At 57.7% G+C, this 17,708-nt stretch carries 18 protein-coding genes; 12 read left to right on the top strand and 6 right to left on the bottom strand.

The features are described from left to right. Nucleotides 1-28: 28 nt before the first annotated feature. Nucleotides 29-1,453 carry an aspartate ammonia-lyase gene (aspA, locus tag GHO41_RS16180; protein ID WP_048373753.1) on the bottom strand — a complete coding sequence of 475 codons (1,425 nt, stop codon included), beginning with the start codon at nucleotides 1,451-1,453 and terminating at the stop codon, nucleotides 29-31. A 180-nt stretch (nucleotides 1,454-1,633) separates the two neighbouring features. Between aspA and GHO41_RS16175 the strand changes: the two genes are divergently transcribed. Then, entirely contained in the window at nucleotides 1,634-2,542 is a 909-nt protein-coding gene (locus GHO41_RS16175; protein WP_048373755.1) for a LysR substrate-binding domain-containing protein, read from the top strand. A 50-nt stretch (nucleotides 2,543-2,592) separates the two neighbouring features. Here GHO41_RS16175 and GHO41_RS16170 read toward each other — a convergent pair whose 3' ends face one another. After that, nucleotides 2,593-3,189, bottom strand: coding sequence for a reprolysin-like metallopeptidase (locus GHO41_RS16170; protein ID WP_153434118.1), 597 nt, complete (start codon nucleotides 3,187-3,189; stop codon nucleotides 2,593-2,595). A 40-nt stretch (nucleotides 3,190-3,229) separates the two neighbouring features. Next, a complete protein-coding gene (locus tag GHO41_RS16165) occupies nucleotides 3,230-3,784 on the bottom strand; it encodes a M12 family metallo-peptidase (RefSeq protein ID WP_048373759.1) in 555 nt (184 codons plus the stop codon). A 433-nt stretch (nucleotides 3,785-4,217) separates the two neighbouring features. On the opposite strand from GHO41_RS16165, the gene purE reads away from it, so the two are divergent. The 4 genes from purE to GHO41_RS16145 all read left to right on the top strand — a co-directional run bounded on the left by purE (nucleotide 4,218) and on the right by GHO41_RS16145 (nucleotide 6,776). Continuing rightward, a complete protein-coding gene (gene purE / locus GHO41_RS16160; protein WP_047279087.1) occupies nucleotides 4,218-4,709 on the top strand; it encodes a 5-(carboxyamino)imidazole ribonucleotide mutase in 492 nt (163 codons plus the stop codon). A gap of 11 nt (nucleotides 4,710-4,720) precedes the next feature. Beyond that, complete coding sequence (locus GHO41_RS16155; RefSeq protein ID WP_048373762.1) at nucleotides 4,721-5,806, top strand: 5-(carboxyamino)imidazole ribonucleotide synthase; 1,086 nt, start codon at nucleotides 4,721-4,723, stop codon at nucleotides 5,804-5,806. Between the two features lie 104 nt (nucleotides 5,807-5,910). After that, a complete protein-coding gene (locus GHO41_RS16150) occupies nucleotides 5,911-6,159 on the top strand; it encodes a GlsB/YeaQ/YmgE family stress response membrane protein (RefSeq protein ID WP_048373764.1) in 249 nt (82 codons plus the stop codon). 80 nt (nucleotides 6,160-6,239) lie between these two features. Next, entirely contained in the window at nucleotides 6,240-6,776 is a 537-nt protein-coding gene (locus GHO41_RS16145; RefSeq protein WP_123750571.1) for a DUF3299 domain-containing protein, read from the top strand. Nucleotides 6,777-6,836: 60 nt separating this feature from the next. On the opposite strand, the gene GHO41_RS16140 is transcribed toward GHO41_RS16145, so the two are convergent. Both GHO41_RS16140 and GHO41_RS16135 read right to left on the bottom strand, forming a co-directional pair. Then, nucleotides 6,837-7,733 carry a D-hexose-6-phosphate mutarotase gene (locus GHO41_RS16140; RefSeq protein WP_048373767.1) on the bottom strand — a complete coding sequence of 299 codons (897 nt, stop codon included), beginning with the start codon at nucleotides 7,731-7,733 and terminating at the stop codon, nucleotides 6,837-6,839. A gap of 24 nt (nucleotides 7,734-7,757) precedes the next feature. Next, entirely contained in the window at nucleotides 7,758-8,159 is a 402-nt protein-coding gene (locus tag GHO41_RS16135) for an acyl-CoA thioesterase (protein ID WP_048373769.1), read from the bottom strand. Nucleotides 8,160-8,532: 373 nt separating this feature from the next. On the opposite strand from GHO41_RS16135, the gene GHO41_RS16130 reads away from it, so the two are divergent. The 3 genes from GHO41_RS16130 (at nucleotide 8,533) to GHO41_RS16120 (ending at nucleotide 13,457) form a co-directional block, all read left to right on the top strand. Further along, nucleotides 8,533-9,822: an MFS transporter gene (locus tag GHO41_RS16130; protein WP_048373771.1), complete on the top strand. Its 1,290-nt coding sequence runs from the start codon at nucleotides 8,533-8,535 to the stop codon at nucleotides 9,820-9,822. Nucleotides 9,823-9,987: 165 nt separating this feature from the next. Then, nucleotides 9,988-10,974, top strand: a complete 987-nt coding sequence (locus GHO41_RS16125) for a phosphate ABC transporter substrate-binding protein PstS family protein (RefSeq protein WP_048373778.1) — start codon at nucleotides 9,988-9,990, stop codon at nucleotides 10,972-10,974. Nucleotides 10,975-11,171: 197 nt separating this feature from the next. After that, nucleotides 11,172-13,457: an ABC transporter permease subunit gene (locus tag GHO41_RS16120; protein WP_153434117.1), complete on the top strand. Its 2,286-nt coding sequence runs from the start codon at nucleotides 11,172-11,174 to the stop codon at nucleotides 13,455-13,457. Between the two features lie 470 nt (nucleotides 13,458-13,927). Here the strand turns inward: GHO41_RS16120 and GHO41_RS30765 are convergent, their stop codons facing one another. Beyond that, complete coding sequence (locus tag GHO41_RS30765; RefSeq protein WP_371928951.1) at nucleotides 13,928-14,032, bottom strand: hypothetical protein; 105 nt, start codon at nucleotides 14,030-14,032, stop codon at nucleotides 13,928-13,930. A 91-nt stretch (nucleotides 14,033-14,123) separates the two neighbouring features. On the opposite strand from GHO41_RS30765, the gene pstA reads away from it, so the two are divergent. The 4 genes from pstA to GHO41_RS16100 all read left to right on the top strand — a co-directional run. Next, nucleotides 14,124-15,143 carry a phosphate ABC transporter permease PstA gene (gene pstA / locus GHO41_RS30760; protein ID WP_371928953.1) on the top strand — a complete coding sequence of 340 codons (1,020 nt, stop codon included), beginning with the start codon at nucleotides 14,124-14,126 and terminating at the stop codon, nucleotides 15,141-15,143. 180 nt (nucleotides 15,144-15,323) lie between these two features. Further along, the gene (gene pstB, locus GHO41_RS16110) at nucleotides 15,324-16,157 is read left to right on the top strand and encodes a phosphate ABC transporter ATP-binding protein PstB (RefSeq protein ID WP_048373783.1); all 834 of its coding nucleotides are present in this window, start codon (nucleotides 15,324-15,326) and stop codon (nucleotides 16,155-16,157) included. A 111-nt stretch (nucleotides 16,158-16,268) separates the two neighbouring features. After that, complete coding sequence (gene phoU / locus GHO41_RS16105) at nucleotides 16,269-17,021, top strand: phosphate signaling complex protein PhoU (protein WP_048373785.1); 753 nt, start codon at nucleotides 16,269-16,271, stop codon at nucleotides 17,019-17,021. A gap of 164 nt (nucleotides 17,022-17,185) precedes the next feature. Beyond that, on the top strand, nucleotides 17,186-17,708 hold a 523-nt coding region (locus GHO41_RS16100; protein WP_153434116.1), incomplete at its 3' end, for a response regulator.

The raw sequence follows: 17,708 nt of genomic DNA, 5'->3' as shown, positions 1-17,708 counted from the left end.
CTTCAAATCGGTAGCGGGTGTTACGGCGTTAGTCCTTCAAAGGCACCAAACGCGGGGCAATCATGTTTTCCGGGCGCAGGATGTCGTCGAGCATGGCGTCGTCGAGCAAGCCTTCTTCGCGCACCAGTTCCAGTACGCCACGGCCGCTTTCAAGGGCGATACGGGCGATACGGGTGGCGTTTTTGTAGCCGATGTACGGGTTCAGTGCAGTTACCAGGCCGATCGAGTGTTCGACCAGTTCACGGCAGCGTGCTTCGTTGGCGGTGATGCCGACGATGCAGTGCTCGCGCAGCATGTCCATGGCGCGTTGCAGCAGGCGGATCGAGTCGAGCACCTTGAAGGCGATCAGCGGCTCCATCACGTTCAGTTGCAGTTGGCCGCCTTCGGCTGCCATGGTCAGCGCCAAGTCGTTACCGATGACCTGGAACGCCACCTGGTTAACAGCTTCCGGAATAACCGGGTTGACCTTGCCGGGCATGATCGAGCTGCCTGGCTGACGCGCTGGCAGGTTGATTTCGTTGATGCCAGTACGTGGGCCGCTGGACAGCAGACGCAGGTCGTTGCAGATCTTCGACAGCTTGACCGCGGTGCGCTTGAGCATGCCGGAGAACAGCACGAAGGCGCCCATGTCGGAGGTGGCTTCGATCAGGTCGGCAGCCGGTACCAGCGGTTGACCGCTGATCAGCGCCAGACGCTGTACGGCCAGCGCTTGGTAGCGCGGGTCAGCGTTGATGCCGGTACCGATCGCGGTGCCGCCCAGGTTCACTTCAGTCAGCAGTTCCGGGGCCAGCGTCTTCAGACGAGCCAGGTCTTCGCCCATGGTGGTGGCGAAGGCACGGAATTCTTGACCCAAGGTCATCGGTACGGCGTCTTGCAGTTGGGTACGACCCATCTTCAGGACGTGGTTGAATTCAACACCCTTGGCAGCGAAGGCCTGAATCAGGCTGTCGAGGCTGGCCAGCAGGGCGTCGTGGCCCAGCAGCAGACCCAGACGGATCGCGGTCGGGTAGGCATCGTTGGTCGACTGCGCCATGTTGACGTCGTCGTTCGGGTGCAGGTACTGGTACTCGCCTTTCTGGTGACCCATTGCTTCGAGAGCAATGTTGGCAATCACTTCGTTGGCGTTCATGTTGGTGGAGGTACCGGCGCCACCTTGAATCATGTCGACCACGAATTCTTCGTGGAAGTCACCGCGGATCAATCGTGCACAGGCTTCGCTGATGGCGGCGTGCTTGGCAGCGCTCAGATGCCCCAGTTCACGGTTGGCGTCTGCAGCGGCCTGTTTGACCATTGCCAGGCCGACAACCAGTTTTGGGTAATGCGAAATCGGAACGCCCGAGAGACGGAAGTTATTCACCGCTCGCAGGGTCTGGATGCCGTAATACGCTTGAGCCGGTACTTCGAGGGCGCCAAGCAGGTCGTTTTCTGTGCGGAATGATGCAGCGGAGGACATGATAGAAATCATCTCGATATGGACCCGGTCTGGGCCGGAACGCTGCGAATCCTAGGCTTGCAGACTATTTTGGGCCAATGCCTTTAAACACTATCCTATGCAGAAACGGCATAATGGCGACGTGACGCGACCGCCGCGTCGAACGTGTGACCCAATTTGGTGCGCGTCCGGGAGGACTCGATGAATCTCGAAAGTAAATGGCTGGAGGACTTCAGTGCCCTAGCCGCCACTCGCAGTTTTTCTCAGGCGGCAGAGCGCCGCTTTGTGACTCAGCCAGCCTTCAGCCGACGTATTCGCAGCCTCGAAGCGGCCCTGGGGCTGACCTTGGTGAATCGTTCCCGCACCCCGGTGGAGTTGACTGCGGCCGGTCAGCTGTTTTTGGTCACGGCGCGCACGGTGGTCGAGCAGCTTGGCGAGGTGTTGCGCCACTTGCATCACCTTGAAGGCGGGCAGGGCGAGGTCATGCAAGTAGCGGCTGCGCACTCTCTGGCGCTGGGGTTTTTCCCTCGCTGGATCGCTCAATTGCGCAACGAAGGGTTGAACATCGCCACGCGGCTGGTTGCGACTAACGTCGGAGACGCGGTGCATGCTTTGCGCGAAGGCGGCTGCGATTTGATGCTGGCTTTTTACGATCCGGACGCTGCGTTGCAGATGGATCCGGAGATTTTTCCGTCGCTGCACTTGGGCAACACCGAAATGCTGCCCGTGTGCGCTGCCGATGCTGACGGCAAGCCGCTGTTTGATCTGGAAGGTGAAGGCAGCGTGCCGTTGCTGGCGTACAGCGCCGGGGCGTTTCTTGGGCGCTCGGTCAACTTGCTGCTGCGCCAGCGTGCCCTGCGATTTACCACTATTTATGAAACCGCGATGGCGGACAGCCTCAAGAGCATGGCGCTGGAAGGTCTGGGTATCGCCTGGGTTCCGCGTTTAAGTGTGCGGGCAGAGCTTGAGCGGGGCGAACTGGTGATCTGTGGCGGCCCGCAATGGCACGTGCCGCTCGAGATTCGCCTGTATCGCTGCGCGTTGGTGCGCAAGGCGAACGTGCGATTGTTGTGGCGCAAGCTGGAAGGCGGGGCGTCATCGACCCCTTAAGTGAAGGCCGGGCGTGATGGCCTTCACTCAAAGATTTTCAGCAACTGTTGTCAGTCGAGCTGGCTGACATAGTTGCGGATATTTCCACGGTTCTCATCGCTGTAGCGAAACCGTGCGCAGGTACCCTCTTTACGCTCCGTTGCCATGAATGTTGCACACCCGTGGGGGCTAAATTGTTCGGGGTCCACATAGTAAGAGACCGCCGCGTGGGTTGCGCCGAAACAGTGGCCTATTTCATGAGCCACGACAGTGCGGCCCAAGGTAGTGGCGAAAGCGATGTTGGATTCCTGCAAGGCCAAGCCTTCGACCCCCTGTGCAGGGGATAAGTAGCCATCAATCAGTATCAGGTATATATCAGTGGCTTTGGCTGTTCGTTGCTGCGCAGCCCTGTACGCATCAACGGCGTGATTGATGTCAGCTGAAATCAACCCTATATAGTCGTCTAAATTTGGGTATCGGGTTGCATATGACAGGTAGTCAAAGTCTGTCATGCCTGGCGTGTCGTAGATAAATTCGACGTTGACTGGGCGCTTTGTTATGTCTGAAAGCTCAGGCGTGAAGTGAGTGAAAAACATGCCTTTCAGGTGTTCTTCATTTTTTAACATGACAGTGTCATGGACAAAGGTATAAATATTAATCGGGAGCATGGCTGATTACACCGTTCAGTAAAGATCAGAGACTTATGAGTTAAGGGGCATCGCTCAGGAAGGCTTTGATGCGCTCTCTGTTTTTTGGCGTATAGCGATAACAGTTGCCTCGGACATTGGATATGTCTTGATACATGTACGTCTCACATTCACCGCCCCACGCATTCCAGCCCAATTCGGCATCTTCATGGGTTGCGTTGAAACTGTGACCGACCTCATGGGCAATCACTTGATAGGACTGGGCGCTGGCAATGACGGCAGGTTTGCCGGGGTAGGCGCACCCCAGGGTTGTGGCGTTGATCGGGTCTTTGGTGACTAAAATATAGCGCTCGGTTTTGCCCCACTCCAAACCCTTGTCGTTTTTGTAGCCGGCGGCGGCTTTTTGCCAACTCCATAAAATGTCATCTACGTTTTCGCCCTTGTAGTTATGGTCTGTCAGACCCTGTACATGACGTACTTCATTAAAGGCAAAGGACCTGCCGGTAATAAAAGATATTTCTTCGGTGAATTCTTTGAAATAGCCCCGGCCCAGCGTGTGGGCGATGCTGCCTGGGACATCATCGTGAACAAAGATATAAAGCGTAATTGGTTTCATGTTAATCATCCTTAATTAAGGCCCTGACACGTTGTTAGTGGTGTGAGCGCCGCCTGCAGTCCTTGCAGGTGTTTAGTTATTTGGGTGCTGCATAAAGAGTTAAGCGCTTATTACGTGAGTATGTGAGGCGTCGAATTCGATGCAGCAAGTAGTCAATATCACCTCAGATCGTAAGTCTGACAGTAGAGGGCAACATGCCTCTAATGTTGTCAATTACTGACCTGTCGGTCAGTAAAACCAGCGGTTTCAGAGTTTGATTTGCCTGCAGACAGATGGTCGCCAAAGGTGCTTTCAAGTGGCCTCTTTGGGGTATACTGCGCGGCCTTCGGCTGGCATGACCGGCCTTAATTTCTATAACAAGCCACGTCGGATCCTCCACGTGGCTTGTTGTTTTTTGACGCGCCTGCGGGCGCCCAAGAGAAGAGGCGCGACGATGAGTGCACTGGTAGGCGTGATCATGGGCTCCAAGTCCGATTGGTCCACCCTCAGCCACACCGCCGATATGCTGGAAAAACTCGGCATCCCTTACGAAGTTAAAGTGGTCTCTGCCCACCGGACTCCGGATTTGCTGTTCCAGTATGCCGAAGAGGCCGAAGGCCGCGGGATCGAGGTCATTATTGCTGGAGCCGGTGGCGCCGCCCACTTGCCTGGCATGTGTGCCGCTAAAACCCATTTGCCTGTACTCGGTGTGCCGGTACAGTCGTCGATGCTGTCGGGCGTCGACTCGCTGCTGTCGATCGTGCAAATGCCGGCTGGCATTCCGGTCGCTACTCTGGCCATCGGCAAAGCTGGCGCGATCAACGCCGCGCTGTTGTCGGCGAGCATTCTGGGCGCCAAGCACCCGCAGTTCCATACCGTATTGAAAGCATTCCGTGCAGAGCAGACTGACAGCGTGCTGGACAATCCAGACCCGCGCCTGGCCTGAGGTTTTTGACGATGAAAATCGGTGTAATCGGTGGCGGCCAACTCGGTCGCATGCTGGCCCTGGCGGGGACTCCGCTGGGCATGAACTTCGCCTTCCTGGACCCGGCACCTGATGCCTGTGCTGCTGCCTTGGGCGAGCACATTCGTGCGGACTACGGCGATCAGGATCATCTGCGCCAGTTGGCTGACCAGGTTGATCTGGTGACGTTTGAGTTTGAAAGCGTCCCGGCTGAAACCGTGGCATTCCTGTCGCAATTCGTTCCGGTTTACCCGAGTGCCGATGCCCTGCGCATTGCCCGTGACCGCTGGTTCGAAAAGAGCATGTTCAAGGACTTGGGCATTCCGACGCCTGCGTTCGCTGACATCCAGTCCCAGGCGGATCTGGACGCGGCGGTGGCCAGCATCGGTCTGCCTGCGGTGCTCAAAACTCGCACCCTGGGGTATGACGGCAAAGGTCAGAAAGTGCTGCGCACTGCGGCTGATGTTGAAGGGACGTTTGCTGAGCTGGGCAGTGTTGCCTGCCTGCTGGAAGGCTTTGTACCGTTTACCGGCGAGGTATCATTGATCGCCGTGCGCGGTCGTGATGGCGAAACCCGGTTTTACCCGCTGGTGCACAACACCCACGACAGCGGCATTCTCAAGTTGTCGGTAGCGAGCACGGATCATCCGCTGCAAGCCTTGGCCGAAGACTATTCCAGCCGCGTGCTCAAGCACTTGGATTACGTGGGCGTGATGGCTTTCGAGTTCTTTGAAGTCGACGGTGGCCTCAAGGCCAACGAAATTGCCCCGCGTGTGCACAACTCCGGCCACTGGACCACCGAAGGCGCCGAGTGCAGCCAGTTCGAAAACCATCTGCGCGCCATCGCTGGCCTGCCGCTGGGTTCGACGGCCAAGGTGGGCGAGAGCGCAATGCTCAACTTCATCGGCCGCGTGCCACCGGTTGAGCAGGTGATCGCGATTGCCGACTGCCATTTGCATCACTACGGCAAAGCCTTCAAGGCCGGCCGCAAAGTGGGCCATGCCAACCTGCGCTGCGCCGACATGGCCACCTTGAACGCGCAAATCCAGCGCGTTGAGGCGTTGATCGACGAGGCATAAGCCTGCAGTCGACGGAACCATTGAGGTGCCGTTGCTCTCTGATGGCGTGAAACCAAAGTGCTGACTAGGCTTTGGTTAACGCCATCTAATGAGAGGACGCGTGCATGGGCATCATCGGAACCATTTTTATCGGCTTGATCGTTGGCCTGCTGGCTCGTTTCCTGAAACCGGGTGACGACAGCATGGGCTGGATCATGACCATCATTCTGGGTATCGCGGGCTCTTTGGCGGCGACCTATGGTGGGCAAGCGTTGGGTATCTACCATGCTGGCGAAGGTGCTGGCTTTATTGGTGCGGTCATTGGCGCCATTATTCTGCTGGTCATTTACGGCATGGTGAAGAAAAAGAGCTGATCGCGTGCGGCCCTCTCTGCGCTGATCGCAGAGAGGGCTAGAATGCGCGACGTATTCACTTCTCTTTGATTGAGCTCTTCATGCGCCGCCTTCTACTGACCTTTCTTTTGCTGGGCTGCGGCCTGGTACACGCGGCAGAACTGCCCGAAACCGACTGGCTGGACTTGATGCCCAAGTCGGATCAAAAAGCCCTCGAAGCCATGCCTGAAATCGATCACAACTCGCCTGAAGCTCAGGGGACGTTTACCGATAAGGGTGGCTTGAAACAAAGTAAAGGCCTGCCGGCCGTGATGTATTCCAACAAAACCGTCGCCAGCATGAACGGCAAAAATATCCGCTTGGGCGGTTACCCCGTGCCGTTGGAAACCGACGCCAAGGGTCGCAGCACGCTGTTTTTCCTGGTGCCTTACCCGGGGGCTTGCATCCATGTGCCCCCGCCGCCGCCCAACCAATTGGTGCTGGTGCGTTATCCAAAAGGCTTGAAGCTGGACGACATCTACACGCCGCTGTGGGTGATGGGCACGCTGAAAGTCGAGAAGGTCAGCAATGACCTGGCAGATGCGGCTTATGCACTGGATGCCAGCAAAGTGCGGGTGGTGGTTGAGGCGGATTTGTAACAGATGCCTCGCGATCTTTTAAACGATCAAAAGATCGCGAGGCAAGCTCGCTCCTACGGTTCAGGCCAGTTTTTGGCTGCTGATGCTCACACTCAAGGTGTGGCTCGCGCCTGGCGCCAGGGTGATGATGTCGTCCATGACGTTGGCGGTTTCGATGCACAGCATGCGTTGCCAGCCATCTAACGCCATGTCGCCGAGGGTGGCGGTTTTATCGATCCACGGGTTCCAGATCACGGCAGAGCGCGAACCTTGGCTGGTGAGCTGAATGCGGCGTTTCCAGTCGGCGTCGACAATGCTCAACTGTGGCGGTGTGTCCAGGTAGATACGGTCAGTCTCACCGGTAAAGGTCAAGTTGCCGATTTGTTGTACGCGCTTCCAGTCATCGAGGGTTTCGATGTACGTGAGCCCGTCAACGCCTTCGACATGAACGTTGCGTACGTCACTGACCGCGAAATAGCTGTGCAGCGCCTGGCTGATGCTCACCGGTGCGTCGCTGCGGTTGTGGCTGGTGAGGCTGACATGCAACTGGGTATCGAGACGGATGTTCAGGGTCAGTGCCACGTCATGGGGCCAACCGGGCAGGCCGCCTTCGACAGGTGGTAGGCCGAACTCAATGTGCAGGGCTTCGTCCGACACATTAATTCTCTGTAGCTTCCATTCTCGGGTGCGCACCAGGCCGTGGGCCGTGGCGGGTTCTTCGCTGTGGCGCATGGCTTGAACGCTGTCCGGGTTGCGCGCCAAATTACCAAACCATGGCCAGCACACCGGCATGCCTGCACGGATGCCTTTTTCGTGTTTGAACTGGGCTTTATCGTTAAGCCAGACGATCGGTGGCTCATCGCCCACCTGATAGCTGAGCACCTGTGCGCCCTGTTTGGCGACCAGTAGCTGGGCTTGGCCATGCTGAATATGCCAGCACTCCAGTTCGTCCAGGGTGACAGACTCAATGTTGCACATGGCAGGCTCTCTATACTGGGCGGGTTAGCGGCGTGGTGGAACAGAACGCGTGCGGCCGCTGCCATCAATGGCAACGAAGACAAACACGGCTTCGGTGACTTTGCGCCATTCGCTGGACAGCGGGTCGTCGCTCCAGACTTCAACCATCATCTGGATCGAGCTGCGGCCGATTTCCAGTGCCTGGGTATAGAACGACAACTGTGCGCCGACGGCTACAGGCACCAGAAACGCCATGCGATCAATCGCGACGGTGGCTACTCGGCCACCCGCAACCTTGCTGGCCATTGCGGTACCGGCCAGGTCCATTTGCGAGACCAGCCAGCCACCAAAAATATCGCCGAAACCATTGGTTTCGCGTGGCAAAGCGGTGATTTGCAAAGCGAGGTCGCCTTGCGGGATTGGATCTTCTTGTTCGAGCTCTATCATGCCGAAGGGCCTCTGACCCGTGATTCATCATGTGTATTGCGGGTGAATAAGCGTCTAAAGAAAAACGATTCAGCCCGAACATACTACGTTCGTCACGTTCTTCATAAGCCGCGCCAAGGGAAACTCTGCGAAATCGGCTGGGGAGGGCCCAGCGGGCGCTTTCGCACAGCAACCTTGGTAGTTTCCGAATGTTTCATTCGGGCACGAGTATATCGGGCCATCGCTCGCCCGACGACCTTCCGGTTCTGCTTTTTCAAGCCGCTGTGCGTCTAGCTCTATGCTTTTGCAAACAATTTGTTATCTTTCAAGGCCTACCAAGCCTTGCCGGCATCGATGCAGCTTTCGCCGAACCTAATAAGAGAAGCCATACCTCATGATCACTGAGCCTTCCAGTGCCGCACCCCCCTCGCGACCGTTGTCGCGTAATGACCTCAAAACCTTGTCGTTGTCCGCTCTGGGCGGTGCGCTGGAGTTTTACGATTTCATCATCTTTGTGTTCTTCGCCACGGTCGTCGGAAAGCTATTTTTCCCGGCTGACATGCCTGAGTGGCTACGCCTGATGCAGACCTTTGGCATTTTTGCCGCGGGTTACCTGGCACGGCCCTTGGGTGGCATCGTCATGGCGCACTTCGGCGACCTACTGGGGCGCAAAAAGATGTTCACCTTGAGCATTTTCATGATGGCCGTGCCGACCCTGATCATGGGGTTGCTGCCGACGTATGAGCAGATCGGCATGCTGGCGCCGATCCTGTTGCTGCTGATGCGGGTGATCCAGGGCGCGGCCATTGGTGGTGAGGTGCCGGGGGCCTGGGTTTTTGTTTCGGAACACGTGCCGGCGCGTCACGTTGGCTATGCCTGCGGCACCCTGACCTGCGGCTTGACGGCTGGTATTCTGCTGGGCTCGCTGGTGGCCACTGCCATCAACTCGATCTACACCCCGGCTGAAGTCTCGGACTTCGCCTGGCGAATTCCATTCCTGTTGGGCGGTGTGTTCGGTTTGTTTGCGGTGTACCTGCGCCGCTGGCTGCACGAGACCCCGGTGTTTGCCGAGCTGCAACTGCGCAAGGCGCTGGCCGAAGAAGTACCGCTTAAAACGGTATTGCGTGACCACCGTGGCGCCATTGTGATTTCGATGCTGCTGACCTGGCTGCTGTCTGCCGGGATCATCGTGATCATCTTGATGACTCCGACTGTGTTGCAAACCGTGTATGGCTTCCCGGCCACCACTTCATTGCAAGCCAACAGCCTGGCTATTGTGTTCCTGAGCCTGGGATGTATCGCCTCGGGTGCCTTGGCTGACCGCTTTGGCGCGGGCAAAGTCTTTGTGGTGGGCTGCGCCGCGCTGTTGATCACATCGTGGACCTTCTATCACAGCCTGTTGCAGCACCCGGATTGGCTGTTCCCGCTGTATGCCTTGAGCGGTTTGTTTGTAGGCACCATCGGCGCGGTGCCGTATGTCATGGTTAAAGCCTTCCCGCCGGTCATCCGTTTCAGCGGTTTGTCGTTCTCGTACAACCTGGCCTACGCGATCTTCGGCGGCCTGACGCCCATGGCCGTGACCTTGTTGCTCAAGGAAAGCCCGATGGGCCCGGCGTATTACGTGGCGATTATTTCGTTGATGGGGCTGTGTGTGGGCGCTTATCTGTGGAAAAAGGGGCGCTGATCACGCGGCTTAAGCTCCACGCCTTTTAGCAGTCTCGATGAGTGCCATCATTTATGGCTCAATGATGGCATTTCATCTAATTGTCACAATCGGTTCATAGAGTAGTCATCAGGCCTGCTGATACTGGCCCCCGATTCATCTAACCCGGTTTGCTAGGAGTAAGGCATGAAACTGAAGCGTGTGATGGCGGCCCTGACTTTTGTCGCCGCGGGCGTTGCGGCTGCTAACGCGGTTGCGACGGGTGTAGATCCGACTATCCCGGCTTACACCAAGACCACCGGTGTGTCTGGCAACCTGTCCAGCGTTGGTTCCGATACCTTGGCGAACCTGATGACATTGTGGGCTGAGGCTTACAAGAAAGAATATCCAAACGTAAACATCCAGATTCAGGCCGCTGGCTCTGCCACCGCGCCACCTGCGCTGACTGAAGGCACCTCTAACCTGGGCCCGATGAGCCGCAAAATGAAGGACACCGAACTGGCTGCTTTCGAGCAGAAGTACGGCTACAAGCCAACCGCCGTGCCGGTGGCTGTGGATGCCCTGGCGGTGTTCGTGCACAAGGACAACCCGATCCAGCACCTGACCATGGAACAAGTGGACGCGATTTTCTCGTCGACTCGTCTGTGCGGCGCTAAAGATGACGTGAAGACCTGGGGCGACCTGGGCGTTAAAGGCGACCTGGCCAACAAGCCGGTTCAGCTGTTTGGCCGTAACTCGGTATCCGGCACGTATGGCTACTTCAAAGAAGAAGCCCTGTGCAAAGGCGACTACAAGCCTAACGTGAACGAGCAACCTGGTTCGGCGTCGGTTGTGCAGTCCATCAGCTCCTCGCTGAACGGCATCGGTTACTCGGGCATCGGTTACAAAACCGCTAGCGTGAAAACCGTTGCACTGGCCAAAAAAGGCAGCACTGACTTCATCGAAGACACCGAAGAAAACGCACTGAACGGCAAATACCCGCTGTCGCGTTTCCTCTACGTGTACGTGAACAAGGCGCCTAACAAGCCGCTGAACCCGCTGGAAGCCGAGTTCATCAAGCTGGTCCTGTCCAAGCAAGGTCAGGAAGTGGTCGTGAAAGACGGCTACATCCCGCTGCCGGCTAAAGTGGCTGCAAAAGCCTTGGCTGACCTGGGTCTGAAAGAAGGCAACTAAGCCTTCTGCTATGCAGCAGGCTGCGATGAGGTTACGGTGCTAGCCGTTGCCTTGAGGTCTTGAGAGACTCATCGTAGCCTGCGGTAGCGACTACCGGTTCGCTGCATTTTCGTTCCGCTACCAGGTCCGCTGGTCAGCGGTTTTTTGCGTCACTGATTTGTCATCTTTTTGTCATACAGGCCCGCTAGGGTGTGCGCATGAATGATCTGGCCAATTCCCGAATGACTTCGACCTCCGCTCCCAAGCGCATTGATTTCAATACGCCTGAACTCAAACGCAAGCGTCGCATCCGTGCGCTCAAAGATCATCTGACCCGTTGGTATGTCTTTATTGGCGGCCTTGCCGTGCTGGGCGCCATCACGCTGATTTTCTTCTTCCTGGGCTATGTGGTGTACCCGCTGTTCCAGGGCGCTGACCTGACCGCCAAAACGGCGATAACGCCGGTGTGGATGCAAGACGCTGGCAAGCCCCTGATGCTCTCGGTTGAAGAGCAGAATCAGGTCGGTATGCGCGTGTCGGACAAGGGCATGGTGCTGTTCTTTAGCGTCAAGAATGGCAGCGAACTGTCGCGGGTTAACCTGCCGCTGCCGGTCGATACCCACGTGACTTCGCTCGGTGAAGACCAGCCGGGTAGCCCGGTGGTGGTGTTGGGCTTGTCCAATGGTCAGGCGCTGGTGTTCCGGCACACCTATAAAGTCAGTTATCCGGATGGCAAAAAGACCATCACCCCGGCCATTGAATACCCGTATGGCGATGCGCCGATCACCCTTGACCCGCGCGGCCTCGCGCTGGATCACGTGAACCTCAACGTGAACGACTCCACCGTCGTGCTGGCGGGGTCTACAGGCTCGCAACTGAACGTCGTCACGCTGACCAGCGAAGAGAACATGATGACCGGCGAGGTCACCAAGTCCGAAAGCCGCATCGACCTTCCGCAGATGACCGAGAAGGTCAAGGCGCTGTATATCGACCCGCGTCAGCAATGGCTGTATGTGGTCAACGGGCGGGCCCAGGCGGACGTGTTCAGCTTGCGCGACAAGAGCCTTAATGGCCGTTACAAACTGCTGGAAGACGCCAACACCGAAATCACCGCCAGCACGCAATTGGTCGGTGGGATCTCGCTGATTTTTGGTGATTCGAAAGGCGGATTGAGCCAGTGGTTTATGGCCCGTGATTCGGACGGTGAGCTGCGTTTCAAGCACATCCGTAGCTTCCAGATGGGCACGTCGCCGATTGTTGAAATTACCGCCGAGCAGCGCCGCAAAGGTTTCCTGGCCCTGGACGCGGCCGGTGAGATTGGCGTGTTCCACAGCACCGCGCATCGCACTTTATTAGTAGAAAAGGTCGCTGAAGGCCCTGGCATCATGGCGCTGTCGCCACGTGCCAACCGCATCATCGTGGAAGAGGGCGGCAAGTTGCTCCCGCTGTTCTTGAAGAACCCGCACCCGGAAGTCTCCTGGAGCGCGCTGTGGAGCAAGGTCTGGTACGAGAACTACGACGCACCTAAATACGTGTGGCAATCCACCGCTGCCAATACCGACTTCGAACCGAAGATGAGCCTGGCGCCGTTGACCTTCGGGACCTTGAAGGCGGCGTTCTACGCCATGCTGCTGGCTGCACCGCTGGCCGTTGCCGCAGCGATCTATACCGCTTACTTCATGGCCCCGAGCCTGCGCCGCAAGGTCAAGCCGGTGATCGAGCTGATGGAAGCCATGCCGACGGTGATTCTGGGCTTCTTCGCCGGCCTGTTCCTGGCGCCGTATGTCGAAGGTCACTTGCCGGGTATTTTCAGCCTGCTGGTGCTGATGCCGGTGGGCATTCTGCTGGCGGGCTTTGGCTGGAGCCGCCTGCCGGAGTCCATTCGTTTGCGGATCCCGGAAGGCTGGGAAACGATCATTCTGATTCCTGTGGTGCTGCTGGTGTGTGGGCTGTCGCTGTACATGAGCCCGTACATGGAAGCCTGGTTCTTCGGCGGCGACATGCGCCTGTGGATCTCCCACGACCTGGGCATCACCTACGACCAGCGAAACGCATTGGTGGTGGGCCTGGCGATGGGCTTTGCGGTGATCCCGAACATCTACTCGATTGCTGAAGACGCCGTGTTCAGCGTGCCGCGCGGTCTGACGCTAGGCTCGCTGGCGCTGGGCGCTACGCCGTGGCAAACAATGACCCGCGTGGTCATCCTGACGGCCAGCCCGGGGATCTTCTCGGCCTTGATGATCGGCATGGGCCGTGCGGTCGGCGAGACCATGATTGTGTTGATGGCCACGGGTAACACCCCGGTCATGGAACTGAACCTGTTCGAAGGCTTGCGCACCTTGGCGGCGAACGTAGCGGTGGAGATGCCGGAGTCGGAGGTAGGCGGCAGTCATTACCGCGTGCTGTTCCTCTCGGCACTGGTGCTGCTGTTGTTCACCTTTGTCATGAACACTCTTGCCGAGCTGATCCGTCAGCGTCTGCGCAAGAAATATTCGTCGCTTTAAGGAAGGTAGAAGTCTGTGAAGCAGAACTCCCTCAAAAGCTGGTTCAAGAGTGGCGCCCCCGGCGTCTGGATCAGCGGTGGTGCGGTGACCATCGCGGTCATCATGACTATCGGTTTGCTGTCGGTTATTGCCGTGCGCGGTCTGGGCCATTTTTGGCCAGCCGACCTGATACATGCGCAATACAACGTGCCAGGCAGCGCTGATCACCTGGTGATCGGCGAAGTGGTGCAAAAAGAAGAAGTGCCCCGTGAGCGCCTGAAAAGTGCGGGCTTGCCTGTGCCGGATCAAGGCCCGGAGTTCATGACGCGTGAGCTGATCAAGGTGGGTAACCGCGACCTCAACGGCAACGACTTTACCTGGGTGGTGGGTGAGTGGTTGACCGGCGAAAGCACGCCGCCAGAGCTGATGGCGATTGAGCGTCGCGAGTGGGGTAATTTTTACGGTTACCTGGTCAACGTGAAAGAAAACGGTCAGGTGGTGGCCGAAGGTGCTGCGGCCTGGCCCGAGCTGAAGGCGCGGGTAAAACGCGTTAATGCGCTGGCAGCGCAACTCAGCCAACTGGAAAAGAAAGACATTGGCGCCATCAACGCCGGGCTGGAGCGTATTCGTTTGCACGGCCGCAAACTGGAGCTGGCAGGCAAGCTGGATGCCACCGCACAAGCAGACATGGACGCCGAGCGTGCCGAGCTGAACGCACGCTATAAAGCGGTTGAAGATCGCTTGGCCGACTTGCATGCACAGTTCAACCGCGACAGCCTCACGGCCCGTGATGCCAACGGCAAAGAGTTGGAGATCAACATCGGCAAAGTGGTGAAGGTTTACCAGCCGAACAACATGAACAGCTGGCAGAAGCTGGCCATGTATTTCAGCAATATCTGGGAGTTTTTGAGCCAGGACCCACGCGAAGCCAACACTGAAGGCGGGATCTTCCCGGCGATTTTCGGCACCGTGATGATGACCTTGATCATGGCCGTGATCGTGACCCCGTTCGGCGTTCTTGCTGCGGTGTACCTGCGTGAATACGCCAAGCAAAACACCCTGACTCGGGTCATCCGTATCGCGGTCAACAACCTCGCAGGCGTACCGGCCATTGTGTACGGGGTGTTTGGCCTGGGCTTCTTTGTGTACGTGTTGGGCGGTTCGGTTGACCGGCTGTTCTTTGCCGAAGCCTTGCCGGCGCCGACGTTCGGTACGCCGGGGCTGTTGTGGGCGTCGTTGACCCTGGCGCTGCTGGCGGTGCCGGTGGTGATTGTGGCCACAGAAGAAGGGCTGGCGCGTATCCCGCGTACCGTCCGTGAAGGTTCATTGGCCCTGGGTGCGACCAAGGCCGAGACCTTGTGGAAGATCGTGCTGCCGATGGCCAGCCCGGCCATGATGACCGGCCTGATCCTGGCCGTGGCTCGTGCCGCGGGTGAGGTGGCGCCGCTGATGCTGGTGGGCGTGGTCAAACTGGCGCCTTCGTTGCCGCTGGATGGCAACTACCCTTACTTGCACCTTGACCAGAAGATCATGCACCTGGGCTTCCACATTTATGACGTGGGCTTCCAGAGCCCCAACGTTGAAGCCGCCCGCCCGCTGGTGTACGCCACCGCGCTGCTGCTGGTGCTGGTGATCGCGACCCTGAACCTGTCGGCGGTGTGGATTCGTAACCACCTGCGCGAGAAGTACAAGGCGCTGGATAGCTGATTGATAACGGAATCTTAAGTGTGGGAGCGGGCTTGCTCGCGATGGCATCTCTGCGGTTTCAAGGTTAGAGCGAGCCGCCTGAATCGCGAGCAAGCCCGCTCCCACAGAATCTGGCATACCACTGGCCCTTTTTAGTGACCATAGATAGCCAAAACGAATATTTAGCGTATGGAGCAACCCATGCAGCATGATTCCTCAACCCACGGCGTTAACATGTCAGCCTTGGGTCGCAGCAAACAGAGCTTGAGCCTGGCTGACGAAACCGTCGCCATTGAAGTGCCGGGCCTGAACCTGTACTACGGCGAAAAACAAGCACTGTACGACGTCAGCCTGAACATTCCGAAACAGCGGGTTACCGCGTTTATCGGCCCGTCGGGCTGCGGCAAGTCCACCTTGCTGCGTACCTTTAACCGCATGAACGATCTGGTTGACGGTTGCCGGGTGGAAGGCGAGATCAACCTGTACGGCCACAACATCTACCGCAAGGGCGAAGACGTGGCCGAGCTGCGCCGTCGTGTGGGCATGGTGTTCCAGAAGCCCAACCCGTTCCCCAAGACCATCTACGAAAACGTGGTGTACGGCCTGCGCATCCAGGGCATCAACAAAAAGCGCGTGCTCGACGAAGCGGTGGAGTGGGCACTTAAAGGCGCGGCCTTGTGGGACGAGGTAAAAGACCGTTTGCACGAGTCGGCACTGGGCTTGTCCGGTGGTCAGCAGCAGCGTCTGGTGATTGCCCGTACCATCGCCGTTGAACCTGAAGTGTTGCTGCTCGATGAGCCGTGCTCGGCGCTCGACCCGATTTCGACGCTGAAAGTCGAAGAACTGATCTACGAGCTCAAGTCCAAATTCACCATCGTCATCGTGACCCACAACATGCAACAGGCGGCCCGGGTTTCGGACTACACCGCGTTCATGTACATGGGCAAAATGGTTGAATACGGCGACACCGATACCTTGTTCACCAACCCGGCCAAAAAACAGACCGAAGACTACATTACCGGGCGCTATGGTTAGTAGCAGCGGCAAGCTTTTAGCTTCAAGCGGCAAGTTAAAGCAGCTTGGTGGAATGACAGAGATAGCTTGCGGCTTATGGCTTGCAGCTCACAGCTTTTGCGGAGCAAACCCATGATTTCAAAGGATGGCCTCACCCATCACATTTCCGCGCAATTCAACGCGGAACTCGAAGAAGTACGCAGCCACTTGTTGGCCATGGGCGGGCTGGTCGAGAAACAGGTTAATGACGCGGTCACGGCGTTGATTGAGGCTGACTCCGGGCTGGCTCAGCAAGTGCGTGAGATCGACGAGCAGATCAATCAGATGGAGCGCAACATCGACGAGGAATGCCTGCGCATTCTGGCCCGTCGCCAGCCTGCGGCCTCTGACTTGCGGCTGATCATCAGCATCTCCAAGTCGGTGATCGACCTGGAGCGCATCGGTGACGAAGCGACCAAAATCGCGCGCCGGGCTATTCAGTTGTGCGAAGAAGGTGAGGCGCCACGCGGCTATGTTGAGGTGCGCCACATTGGCGATCAGGTGCGCAACATGGTGCGCGATGCCTTGGACGCGTTTGCGCGTTTTGACGCCGACCTGGCGTTGTCGGTGGCGCAGTACGACAAGATCATCGACCGCGAATACAAAACCGCACTGCGCGAGCTGGCCACTTACATGATGGAAGACCCGCGTTCCATTACGCGTGTGTTGAGCATCATTTGGGTGCTGCGTTCGCTGGAGCGTATCGGCGACCACGCACGCAATATCTCGGAATTGGTCATTTACCTGGTACGCGGTACAGACGTGCGCCACATGGGCCTCAAGCGTATGCGTGAAGAAGTTGAAGGCACCAAGGCTAATGTTGAGTCGCAAGCGGACGATAACTAAGACTGCCTGCGACATAAAACGCCCGGCTCATTGCCGGGCGTTTTCGTTTGTGGCGTTTATAGTTAAGGCGCTTGGCGAACTGTAAAAAGGGGCGAGGCGCTGATCGGTCTTGGCAAATGGCCATCATTTGGCGCAGGGTTGTCAGGATTCTAAAGGAGCAGTCGATGAGCAAGGTCAGTGTGTTGGTGGTGGATGACGCGTCGTTTATCCGCGATCTGGTTAAAAACTGCCTGCGTAACTATTTTCCCGGTATCCGCATCGAAGACGCGGTCAACGGCCGCAAAGCTCAGGCACTGCTGACCCGCGAGCCGTTTGACCTCGTGCTGTGTGACTGGGAAATGCCGGAGATGTCCGGCCTTGAGCTGCTGACGTGGTGCCGTGAACAGGACCGCCTTAAAGCACTGCCGTTCATCATGGTCACCAGCCGTGGTGATAAAGAGAACGTGATACAGGCGATTCAGGCCGGGGTTTCGGACTTTGTCAGCAAGCCGTTTACCAACGAGCAATTGCTGACCAAAGTAAAAAAGGCCTTCACCAAGGCCGGCTTGCTGAATGCAGTAATGGCCAGCGCCCCAGTGCGAACCAGCACCGGCCTGGCCAACGACTCTTTGAGCGCCTTGACCGGTGGCAAAGCGCAGGTGGTGACGCCGACCGCGCCGAGCCGACCGGCTGCGCCAGCGGCTCCTG

It is taken from the genome of Pseudomonas sp. FSL R10-0399, from assembly GCF_009600165.1.
GTDB classification, from domain to species: domain Bacteria; phylum Pseudomonadota; class Gammaproteobacteria; order Pseudomonadales; family Pseudomonadaceae; genus Aquipseudomonas; species Aquipseudomonas helleri.
This window is presented reverse-complemented; position numbering and strand designations above follow the sequence as displayed.

Coding starts and splice junctions, on each gene's coding strand:
- GHO41_RS16135 (WP_048373769.1), bottom strand. CDS start 8,159: ATGATAGAGCTCGAACAAGAAGATCCAATCCCGCAAGGCGACCTCGCT.
- GHO41_RS16130 (WP_048373771.1), top strand. CDS start 8,533: ATGATCACTGAGCCTTCCAGTGCCGCACCCCCCTCGCGACCGTTGTCG.
- GHO41_RS16120 (WP_153434117.1), top strand. CDS start 11,172: ATGAATGATCTGGCCAATTCCCGAATGACTTCGACCTCCGCTCCCAAG.
- phoU (WP_048373785.1), top strand. CDS start 16,269: ATGATTTCAAAGGATGGCCTCACCCATCACATTTCCGCGCAATTCAAC.
- GHO41_RS30765 (WP_371928951.1), bottom strand. CDS start 14,032: ATGTCTTTCTTTTCCAGTTGGCTGAGTTGCGCTGCCAGCGCATTAACG.
- GHO41_RS16170 (WP_153434118.1), bottom strand. CDS start 3,189: ATGCTCCCGATTAATATTTATACCTTTGTCCATGACACTGTCATGTTA.
- pstA (WP_371928953.1), top strand. CDS start 14,124: ATGGACGCCGAGCGTGCCGAGCTGAACGCACGCTATAAAGCGGTTGAA.
- GHO41_RS16175 (WP_048373755.1), top strand. CDS start 1,634: ATGAATCTCGAAAGTAAATGGCTGGAGGACTTCAGTGCCCTAGCCGCC.
- purE (WP_047279087.1), top strand. CDS start 4,218: ATGAGTGCACTGGTAGGCGTGATCATGGGCTCCAAGTCCGATTGGTCC.
- pstB (WP_048373783.1), top strand. CDS start 15,324: ATGCAGCATGATTCCTCAACCCACGGCGTTAACATGTCAGCCTTGGGT.
- GHO41_RS16155 (WP_048373762.1), top strand. CDS start 4,721: ATGAAAATCGGTGTAATCGGTGGCGGCCAACTCGGTCGCATGCTGGCC.
- GHO41_RS16165 (WP_048373759.1), bottom strand. CDS start 3,784: ATGAAACCAATTACGCTTTATATCTTTGTTCACGATGATGTCCCAGGC.
- GHO41_RS16140 (WP_048373767.1), bottom strand. CDS start 7,733: ATGTGCAACATTGAGTCTGTCACCCTGGACGAACTGGAGTGCTGGCAT.
- aspA (WP_048373753.1), bottom strand. CDS start 1,453: ATGTCCTCCGCTGCATCATTCCGCACAGAAAACGACCTGCTTGGCGCC.
- GHO41_RS16125 (WP_048373778.1), top strand. CDS start 9,988: ATGAAACTGAAGCGTGTGATGGCGGCCCTGACTTTTGTCGCCGCGGGC.
- GHO41_RS16145 (WP_123750571.1), top strand. CDS start 6,240: ATGCGCCGCCTTCTACTGACCTTTCTTTTGCTGGGCTGCGGCCTGGTA.
- GHO41_RS16150 (WP_048373764.1), top strand. CDS start 5,911: ATGGGCATCATCGGAACCATTTTTATCGGCTTGATCGTTGGCCTGCTG.